Genomic DNA, 922 nt, shown 5'->3' with positions numbered 1-922 from the left:
ATCAGAAGCCCACGTTATCGCCGCCCTTCGTCTCAAGCATGGCCCGCGCTTCTTCCGGTGTGGCCAGGTCGAGACCCAGTTCTTCGAGGATACGACGGCTCTTGGCGACCTGTTCCGCATTTGAAGTCGCCAGCTGGCCTCGGCCCAGAAAAAGGCTGTCCTCTAGGCCGACGCGGACCGAACTGCCGAGCAGCGCGCCGAAGGTCGTCAGCGGAATCTGGTGACGACCCGCAGCGAGTACAGAGAATAGATAGTCGTCGCCAAACAGGCGTTCCGCGGTTGCCATCATGAACTGCACGTTTTGCGGGTCTGCCCCGATTCCGCCGAGAATTCCGAAAACGCCCTGGACGAAAAATGGCGGCTTCACCAAGCCCTTGTCCACGAAATAGGCAAGGTTGTAGAGATGCGCGACATCGTAGCATTCGAACTCGAACCGGGTTCCCAGGTCACCCAGCTCACGCATGCCGCGCTCGATCTGCGCGAAGGTGTTGGATGCGATGAAATCCCTGGTCATCTCGATGTAGGGCTGCTCCCAGTCGTATTTCCACTCCGTAATCTTCTCGGCAACGCCGGCGACATTGAAGTTGATGGAGCCCATGCTCATCGTGGCGACTTCAGGCTTGGCCCAAATGGCCGGGGCCAACCGTTCGTCCATCGACATGCCCAGTCCGCCCCCGGTGGTGATGTTGAGGATGGCGTTGGACTGCTGCTTGACCCGCGGCAGGACCTGGCCGAACAGCTTCGGATCCTGGGTCGGCTTGCCGTTCTCCGGATCGCGCACGTGGAAGTGGATCATCGCTGCTCCCGCCTCCGCCGCAGCGATGGCTTCGGCCGTGATCTGGTCGGGCGTGATCGGCAGATGGGGTGACATGGACGGAGTGTGGACCGATCCGGTTACCGCACAGGTCATGATGACTTTTTT

At 60.4% G+C, this 922-nt stretch carries 1 protein-coding gene; it reads right to left on the bottom strand.

Annotated features, from left to right (window positions below):
- Position 1: 1 nt before the first annotated feature.
- Positions 2-922, bottom strand: a 921-nt coding sequence (locus LQ220_RS24810; protein WP_230190629.1) for a 3-keto-5-aminohexanoate cleavage protein, incomplete at its 5' end; no start/stop codon positions are given.

Source organism: Sphingobium sp. CECT 9361 (genome assembly GCF_918741285.1).
In the GTDB taxonomy this organism is placed as follows: Bacteria; Pseudomonadota; Alphaproteobacteria; order Sphingomonadales; family Sphingomonadaceae; genus Sphingobium.
The sequence above is the reverse complement of the archived record's forward strand: the minus strand, read 5'-3'. Positions and strand labels throughout refer to the sequence as shown.